This is a genomic window from Desulfuromonas sp. (genome assembly GCF_002868845.1).
In the GTDB taxonomy this organism is placed as follows: Bacteria; Desulfobacterota; Desulfuromonadia; order Desulfuromonadales; family BM501; genus BM501.
The window spans coordinates 1-7,225 of sequence record NZ_PKUB01000005.1 but is presented as its reverse complement, the minus strand read 5'-3'; the positions used below and the strand labels follow the sequence as shown (position 1 = coordinate 7,225).

The 7,225-nt window shown below is 67.9% G+C and carries 6 protein-coding genes and 2 pseudogenes; all 8 read left to right on the top strand.

Annotation, left to right across the window (positions count from 1 at the left end; all coding sequences use genetic code 11):
* Nucleotides 1-113 precede the first annotated feature (113 nt).
* On the top strand, nucleotides 114-599 hold the full coding sequence (gene nuoE, locus C0617_RS01230; protein ID WP_291315198.1) for an NADH-quinone oxidoreductase subunit NuoE: 486 nt from the start codon (nucleotides 114-116) through the stop codon (nucleotides 597-599).
* A complete protein-coding gene (nuoF, locus tag C0617_RS01225) occupies nucleotides 596-1,870 on the top strand; it encodes an NADH-quinone oxidoreductase subunit NuoF (protein WP_291315197.1) in 1,275 nt (424 codons plus the stop codon). Before nuoE ends, nuoF begins: the two co-directional genes overlap by 4 nt.
* A gap of 108 nt (nucleotides 1,871-1,978) precedes the next feature.
* Nucleotides 1,979-4,384, top strand: coding sequence for an NADH-quinone oxidoreductase subunit NuoG (gene nuoG, locus C0617_RS01220; RefSeq protein WP_291315196.1), 2,406 nt, complete (start codon nucleotides 1,979-1,981; stop codon nucleotides 4,382-4,384).
* A pseudogene (gene nuoH, locus C0617_RS01215) lies at nucleotides 4,381-5,376 on the top strand (NADH-quinone oxidoreductase subunit NuoH). The gene nuoG and the pseudogene nuoH overlap by 4 nt, the downstream one beginning before the upstream one ends.
* Before the next feature lie 111 nt (nucleotides 5,377-5,487).
* Nucleotides 5,488-6,018: an NADH-quinone oxidoreductase subunit NuoI gene (gene nuoI, locus C0617_RS01210; protein WP_291315194.1), complete on the top strand. Its 531-nt coding sequence runs from the start codon at nucleotides 5,488-5,490 to the stop codon at nucleotides 6,016-6,018.
* Between the two features lie 59 nt (nucleotides 6,019-6,077).
* On the top strand, nucleotides 6,078-6,593 hold the full coding sequence (locus C0617_RS01205; RefSeq protein WP_291315193.1) for an NADH-quinone oxidoreductase subunit J: 516 nt from the start codon (nucleotides 6,078-6,080) through the stop codon (nucleotides 6,591-6,593).
* Nucleotides 6,590-6,895 (top strand): NADH-quinone oxidoreductase subunit NuoK, encoded by a 306-nt coding sequence (gene nuoK, locus C0617_RS01200; RefSeq protein WP_291315192.1) that lies wholly within the window; start codon nucleotides 6,590-6,592, stop codon nucleotides 6,893-6,895. The genes C0617_RS01205 and nuoK overlap by 4 nt, the downstream gene beginning before the upstream one ends.
* Nucleotides 6,892-7,225 (top strand): annotated as a pseudogene (locus C0617_RS01195) (NADH-quinone oxidoreductase subunit L); the annotation flags it as partial. The gene nuoK and the pseudogene C0617_RS01195, both read left to right, overlap by 4 nt.

Here is a 7,225-nt window from a genome sequence, read left to right as displayed (position 1 = left end):
TCACTCAAGACGCAAAGGCGCAAAGAAGGGCGGGGGCAAAACTGGCTGGTTTTTGATTCCCTTGGCGTCTTTGCGGCTTTGCGTGAGACAAAAGGTTTAGGACTGTCGCTGTCATGAATCTGTTGGACCCTGACACCATCGATCGCCTCAAATCCAAGGCCGCCGCCACCGCCCACCCCATGGAGATGGCCGTCGACGTGCTGCGGGCGATCCAGGACCACCACGGCTGGGTTCCCGACGCGGGCGTGGAGCTGGCCGCGGAGATCCTCGGCACCTCGCCCCTGAAGGTGGAGGAGATCGCCACTTTCTACGACAAGATCTACCGCTCCCCGGTGGGGCGCAGGGTCATCCACGTCTGCGACTCGATCTGCTGCTGGAGCCGCGGAGGGGAGGAGGTCGCCCGCCACTTGCAGGAGCGCCTCGGGATTCCCCTCGGGGGGACGACCTCCGACGGCGCTTTTTCCCTGCTGCCGACATGCTGCCTCGGCGCCTGCGGCGAGGCCCCGGCGATGATGATCGGAATGACGACCCACGGCGACCTGACGCCCGAGAGGATCGACGCCATTTTGGAGAAGGAACGGACGGAGGAGGCGCCATGACCACTCCCCAGCTCCTGTTCAAGAATCGCGTCCCCGGCGAAACGGCCTTCCTCGACGTCTACCGCCGGGGCGGCGGCTACGCGGGGCTGGAGAAGGCCCTGAAGACCATGACCCCGGCCGAGGTGACCGAAGAGGTCAAGGCCTCGGGACTGCGCGGCCGGGGCGGGGCGGGTTTTCCGACCGGAACCAAGTGGTCCTTCTTTCCCGCCGAGGCGGGGGGCGAGAAGTACCTGGTGGCCAACGGCGACGAGATGGAGCCGGGGACCTACAAGGACCGGGAGCTGCTGCGGGCCGACCCCCACCAGCTGGTGGAGGGGATGATCATCGCCGCCTACGCCATGCAGATCCCGGTCGGCTACGTCTTCGTCCGCTTCGCCTACGAGGAGTGCAGCCGCAACCTGGAGCGAGCGATCGACGAGGCGAAGGAGGCGGGTTACCTGGGCGGGGACATCCTCGGGACGGGCTTCAGCTTCGAGCTCCACGTCCACCGCAGCGCCGGGCGCTACATCCTCGGCGAGGAGACGGCCCTGCTGAACGGCCTCGAGGGGCGGCGGCCCAACCCCCGCTCCAAGCCCCCCTTCCCGGCCCAGGCGGGGCTCTTCGGGCGGCCGACCAACGTCAACAACGTGGAAACACTGGCCAATGTGCCGCACATTCTCACCGGAGGCGCCGAGTGGTTCTCCGGCCTGGCCCGGACGAAGAAGGGGGCCGGCACCAAGCTCTTCGGCCTCTCGGGGCACCTGGAGAAAACTCCCTGCGTCGAGCTGCCCGTCGGGATTTCTCTCGGAGAACTGGTCGAAACTCACGGCGGCGGGGTGCGCGGCGGCCGCAGGTTCAAGGCCTGCCTGCCGGGCGGCGCCTCGACCCCCTTCCTGACCCGGGACCACTGGGATGTGGCGATGGACTTCGACAGCCTCGCCGAGGCGAAGAGCCGCCTCGGCACCGGCTGCGTCACCGTCTTCGACGAGTCGACCTGCATGGTCGCCGCGACCCTCAACCTGAACCGCTTCTTCGCCCGGGAGAGTTGCGGCTGGTGCACCCCCTGCCGGGACGGGCTGCCCCTGGTCAACTGGCTGCTGGAGAGGATCGAGAGGGGCGAGGGGACGGCCGAAGACCTGGAGATGCTCCGGGACCAGGTCCGCAACATCACCGGCCGCTCCTTCTGCGCCCTCGCCGAAGGGGCCATGGGTCCGGTGGAGGCCCTGCTGAGGCTCTTCGGGGACGAGCTGGAGGATCACGTCCGAAAGGGGCGATGCCCTTTGAAACCGTGACGCGTGACGCGTCACGCGAAAAACAATTGGTTTGCCTGGCCCCCATTACGAGAAGTTTCATTCGGATTTTCACGAGTCACGAGTCACCTGTCACGAATCACGGACCCTATGCCCACTCTGACCATCGACAACCGACAGATCACCGTCCCCGAGGGGACCAACGTGCTCGAGGCGGCGAAGGCGCTGGGGATCGTCATCCCCCACTTCTGCTACCACGAGGCGCTGGGCGCCGTCGGGGCCTGCCGGCTCTGCGCGATGAAATTCGTCGAGGGGCCGGTGAAGGGAATCCAGATGGCGTGCACCGTCAAGGCCGCCGACGAGATGGTCGTCTCCACCCTCGACCCGGAGGCGGTGGAACTGCGGGCCCACGTGATCGAATGGCTGATGACCAACCATCCCCACGACTGCCCGGTCTGCGACGAGGGGGGGGAGTGCCAGCTGCAGGACATGACGATCGCCGGGGGGCACTCGGTCCGCCGCTTCCGGGGGCCGAAACGGACCTACCGGAACCAGGATCTTGGCCCCTTCGTCGAGCAAGAGATGAACCGCTGCATCCAGTGCTACCGCTGCGTACGCACCTACCAGGACTACTGCGGCGGGGACGACTTCGGCGTCCTCGGCAGCCGCAACCGGGTCTTCTTCGGACGCTTCCGGGAGGGCCGCCTGGAGAGCCCCTTCTCCGGAAACCTGGTGGACGCCTGCCCCACGGGGGTCTTCACCGACAAGACCTACCGCTTCCGCAGCCGCTTCTGGGACCTGGAAGAGGCCCCCTCGGTCTGCCCCCACTGCTCCCTCGGCTGCGCCACGCTCCCCGGCGCCCGCTACCGGGAGCTGCAGCGGGTCCGCTCCGGAGTCAACAGGGAGGTCAACGGCTTCTTTCTCTGCGACCGGGGGCGTTTCGGCTACGGTCACGCCAACCACCCCAAGCGCCCCCGCATCCCGAAAATTGATGGCCGAGAGTCCTCCTGGGAAGAGGCCCTCTCCGAGACGGGCAAACGCCTGGAGGCCGCCCTGGCGTCCGACGGGCCGGGTGCCGTGGCCTTTCTCGGCTCGCGGCGCGCCTCTCTGGAAGCAGGGGCCGCCCTGAAGGGGTGGGCCGGTGAACTCGGCAGCGACCGGGTCGCCTCCGAGTGCCACCCGGGGCTCGACGGGGCGGCCCGCACCGCCGCCGCCCTCCTCGGCGATTTCGCCTGCTCCCTGGAGGAGGTGCGCCGCAGCGACCTCGTCGTCCTGGTCGGGGCCGACCCCCTCGCCGAGGGGCCGATGATGGCCTTGGCGGTGCGCCAGGCGGTGCGCGAAGGGGGGGCCGTCGTCGTGATCGACCCCCGCCCCGTGGGACTGCCCTGCGCCGCCGAGCGCATCTCCCTCCCCCCGCACCTTCTGCACCCCGCCCTGGAGGCCCTCGCCTCGGGGACCGGGGCCGCCCTGCCGGAAGAGGGGGGGGCCCGGGTGGAGGATCTCGCAAAGCGACTGAGGGATTCCCGTCACCCGGCACTGGTAGGGGGCGCCGCCCTCCTCGGCGGGCACGGCGTCGCCGCCCTCGCCCGGGCGGCCAGTGCCCTGTCGAACGAAGAGCGCCCCTGCGGGGCCACCATCCTGCTTCCCGGACCGAACAGCTATGGCGGCGCCCTGCTGGCCGGGGACGGACCTGACTTCGACACCCTCCTCGACGGGATGCTCGGCGGGAAGATCAAGGCCCTCGTCTGCCTGGAGAGCGACCCCCTCCTCGACCACCCCGACCCGGGGCGTGTCGAGGCGGCCCTGGCCCGCCTCGACACCCTGGTCGTTCTGGACTGCCTGCCGACCCGGACGCTCCACGGCGCCGACATCCTTCTGCCGACCCGGGCCCCGGCCGAGTCCGACGGAACCTATGTCAACAACGAGGGGCGCATGCAGACCTATGCCCGGGTCTTCGAACCGGGGATTCCGATAAGTGTCTCCGGCGGCGGCGACCACCCCCCGCGCACCTTCCGCCCCGACACCCCGGGTGAACAACCGCTTCCGGCCTGGGCTGTCCTTGAGATGCTGCGCGGCCGCCCCGCCGAGCTGACAGCGGTCCGCTCCGAGCTTGTCGAAAGCGACGCCCGTTTTTCCGGCCTGGAAGAGCTCGAGGCGGGCGGGACCGGGCAGCGAGTCACGGGAAGCGGTACCCTGCCGCCAGCCGGGGAGCCGCCCCTGCCCGGATGCACCCCCGGGGGAACCCTGCAACTGCTGTCGGTGGACGCCTTCGCCGGCTCCGAACCCTTCTCGGCCCTGTCCGGGCCGCTGGTCGCGATCCGGCCGGAGCCGCACCTGCTGATCTCCCCGGCCGACGCCGAACGACTGGATATCGAGGACGGGGCCCCGGTGCGCCTGACCACCGAGCGAGGCCACCTCGCCCTCCCTGCACGCCACGCCGCCCCCCTTCCACCGGGCCTCCTCCTCCTGCCGCGCCTGCTCGGGACGGCCAGCGAGCCCTTCGTTCCCGGGGGGCCGCCCCTCGACTGCACCGTCGAACGGGAGGGGGAACGATGATGGAGATGCTGATCACCCTGGTCCTGATCCTCGTCAAGCTCGGCCTGATCTTCGCCGTGATCCTGACCCTGGCCGCCTACCTGGTCCTCGCCTAGCGCAAGGTGCTGGCCCGGATGCAACTGCGCTACGGGCCCAACCGGGTCGGCCCCTTCGGCCTGCTCCAGCCCCTGGCCGACGTGATCAAGCTCCTCACCAAGGAGGACACCGTTCCCGACGGGGCCGACCGTGGCCTCTTCCTGATCGCCCCGGGCCTGGCGGCGGTGACCGCCCTCCTTGCATTCGCCGTGGTCCCCTTCGCCCCCCCCCTGCATCTCTTCGGCAGGGAAATCCCGATGGTGGTCTGCGACCTCAACGTCGGCGTCCTCTACTTTCTCGGCCTCTCCTCGCTGGCGGTCTACGGCGTCGCCCTCGGGGGGTGGGCCTCCAACAGCAAGTACGCCCTGCTCGGGGCGATCCGGGGCCTGGCCCAGCTCATCTCCTACGAACTCTCCATGGGCTTGGCCCTGGTCCCGGTAGTCCTGTCTGCCCGCTCCTTCTCCCTCACCGACATCGTCAACGCACAGGAGGGGCTCCCCTTCATGCTCGTCCACCCCCTGGCCTTCCTGATCTTCCTGGTCAGCGTGGCGGCGGAGTCGAAGCGCATCCCCTTCGACATCCCCGAGGCGGAGAACGAGCTGGTGGCGGGCTTCCACACCGAGTACTCGGGGATGCGCTTCGGCCTCTTCTTCGTCGGCGAGTACATCAACATGATCATCCTCGGCAGCATAACCGCGGTCTTCTTCCTCGGCGGCTGGCACGGACCGCTGCTGCCGCCGGTGGTCTGGTTCGGCCTCAAGGTTCTGGCGGTCAGCTTCTTCTTCATCTGGATGCGAGGCACCCTGCCTCGCCTGCGCTACGACCAGCTCATGCACTTCGGCTGGAAGGTCCTGATCCCCCTCGCCCTGCTCAACGTCGTGGTGACGGGGGGGGTGTTGTTGTGGATGCGGGGATAAAGCAGCTGTCAGCCGCAAGCTGTCAGCTCTCAGAAAAAGCATGAACGGCGCAGGCTAAAACTGGAACTTGAGGTTTTAATACCGACAGCTGATCACTGAAAGCTGATAGCTATGACTCTCTGGCGTGACATCAAAGGAACGGTGCAGCCCTTCTGGGTAACCCTGCGCTACCTCTTCCGGAGGCCGGTGACGATCCAGTACCCGGAAGAGAAGCGGGTGCCCTCGCCCCGCTACCGGGCCCGCATCGTCCTGACCCGCGACCCGCAGGGGGAGGAGCGCTGCGTGGCCTGCTACCTGTGCAGCGCGGCCTGCCCGGTGGACTGCATCTCCATGCAGGCGACCGAAAGGGTGGACGGACGGCGCTACGCCGCTTGGTTACGCATCAACTTCGCCCGCTGCATCTTCTGCGGGTTGTGCGCCGAAGCCTGCCCGACCCTCGCCATCCAGATGAGCCCCGACTACGAGATGGGCAGCCGCGACCCCCTCAAGCCCGTCTCCGAGAAGGAGGACCTGCTCATCGACGGCGGCGGCAAAGACGACCGTTACAACTTCTACGAGCATGCCGGCATCGGGGTGGCAAATCCCCGGGGGGCCAACGCGGACGAAAGGCCGCCAGTGGACATCAGAACCAACATGCCTTAACGGGGAAGGGTTTCCCGATTTTACCAATCACGCGTCACGAATTACGAGTCACGGATTCTATGGCATCGGTCCTCTTCTACATCCTCGGATTCACCGCCCTAGCGGCGACGGGACTCTGCGTCACCCGGCGCAACCCGGTCCACGCGGTGATCTATCTGGTCAACGCCTTTTTCGCCCTGGCCCTCCTCTTCTACCTGCTCGGGGCGCCCCTGGTGGCGGCCTGGGAGGTGATCATCTATGCCGGGGCGATCATGGTGCTCTTTCTCTTCATAATCATGATGTTGGAGCTGGCCCCCCAGGAGGAGCTGCGGGGACCGGGATGGCTGCGATGGGCTCCGGTGGCGCTCCTCTCCGCTGTCCTCCTGGGTTGCACCCTCCTCCTCATGGCGGCGGACCCGGGGGGGGCCGACGGCGTACCGACCTACTACGCCTCCCCGCGGACCTTCGGTTACGCCCTTTTCAAGGAGTACGCCCTGGCCGTGGAGATCGTCTCCTTCCAGCTCCTCTTCGCCGCCGTCGGGGCCTTCTACGTCGGCAAGGAAGGCTGGGGCCGCAAAGGGGAGGAGGGTCCATGATCGTCCCCTTCGCCCACGTTCTGGCCTTCTCGGCCGCCCTTTTCGTCATGGGACTGGGGTGCGTTCTGGCCCGGCGCAACCTGATCATGATCCTCATCGGGGTCGAAATCATGCTCAACGCCGTCGGCCTGACCCTGGTCGGGGCCTCGGCCCTCTGGCAGAGGGTGGACGGCCAGATCTTCGTCATCTTCCTCATGGCCATGACCTCGGCGGAGGTCTCCATCTCCCTGGCCATGGTGGTCTACCTGCGGCGCCGCAAGGGAACGGTCGACGCCGACGCCTTCGACGGGATGAAGGGATGAAAGAGAACCTGCTCTTCCTCATACCCCTGCTTCCCCTGGCCGGGGCGGCGGTCAACATGGTCCTGGGAACGCGCCTGCCGCGCCGCCTGGCGGTGGCCATCTACGTATCGAGCGTGGCCGCGGCGACGCTGCTGACCATGCTGTTGTGGCCCCTCTGCGGCGGGGAGGGGACCCGGGCGACCCTCTATGCCTGGCTGGAGAGCGGCTCCTTCCGGGCCCCGGTGGAGATCCTCTTCGACCCCCTTTCGGCCCCCATGGCCCTCATGGTGACGAGCGTCTCGACCCTCATCCACATCTACGCCTCGGGCTACATGAAGGAGGAGCGGGACT

What these genes read in the sequence shown, in the direction of transcription:
- nuoE (WP_291315198.1), top strand. Translation starts at nt 114, where the DNA reads ATGAATCTGTTGGACCCTGACACCATCGATCGCCTCAAATCCAAGGCC.
- nuoF (WP_291315197.1), top strand. Translation starts at nt 596, where the DNA reads ATGACCACTCCCCAGCTCCTGTTCAAGAATCGCGTCCCCGGCGAAACG.
- nuoG (WP_291315196.1), top strand. Translation starts at nt 1,979, where the DNA reads ATGCCCACTCTGACCATCGACAACCGACAGATCACCGTCCCCGAGGGG.
- nuoI (WP_291315194.1), top strand. Translation starts at nt 5,488, where the DNA reads ATGACTCTCTGGCGTGACATCAAAGGAACGGTGCAGCCCTTCTGGGTA.
- C0617_RS01205 (WP_291315193.1), top strand. Translation starts at nt 6,078, where the DNA reads ATGGCATCGGTCCTCTTCTACATCCTCGGATTCACCGCCCTAGCGGCG.
- nuoK (WP_291315192.1), top strand. Translation starts at nt 6,590, where the DNA reads ATGATCGTCCCCTTCGCCCACGTTCTGGCCTTCTCGGCCGCCCTTTTC.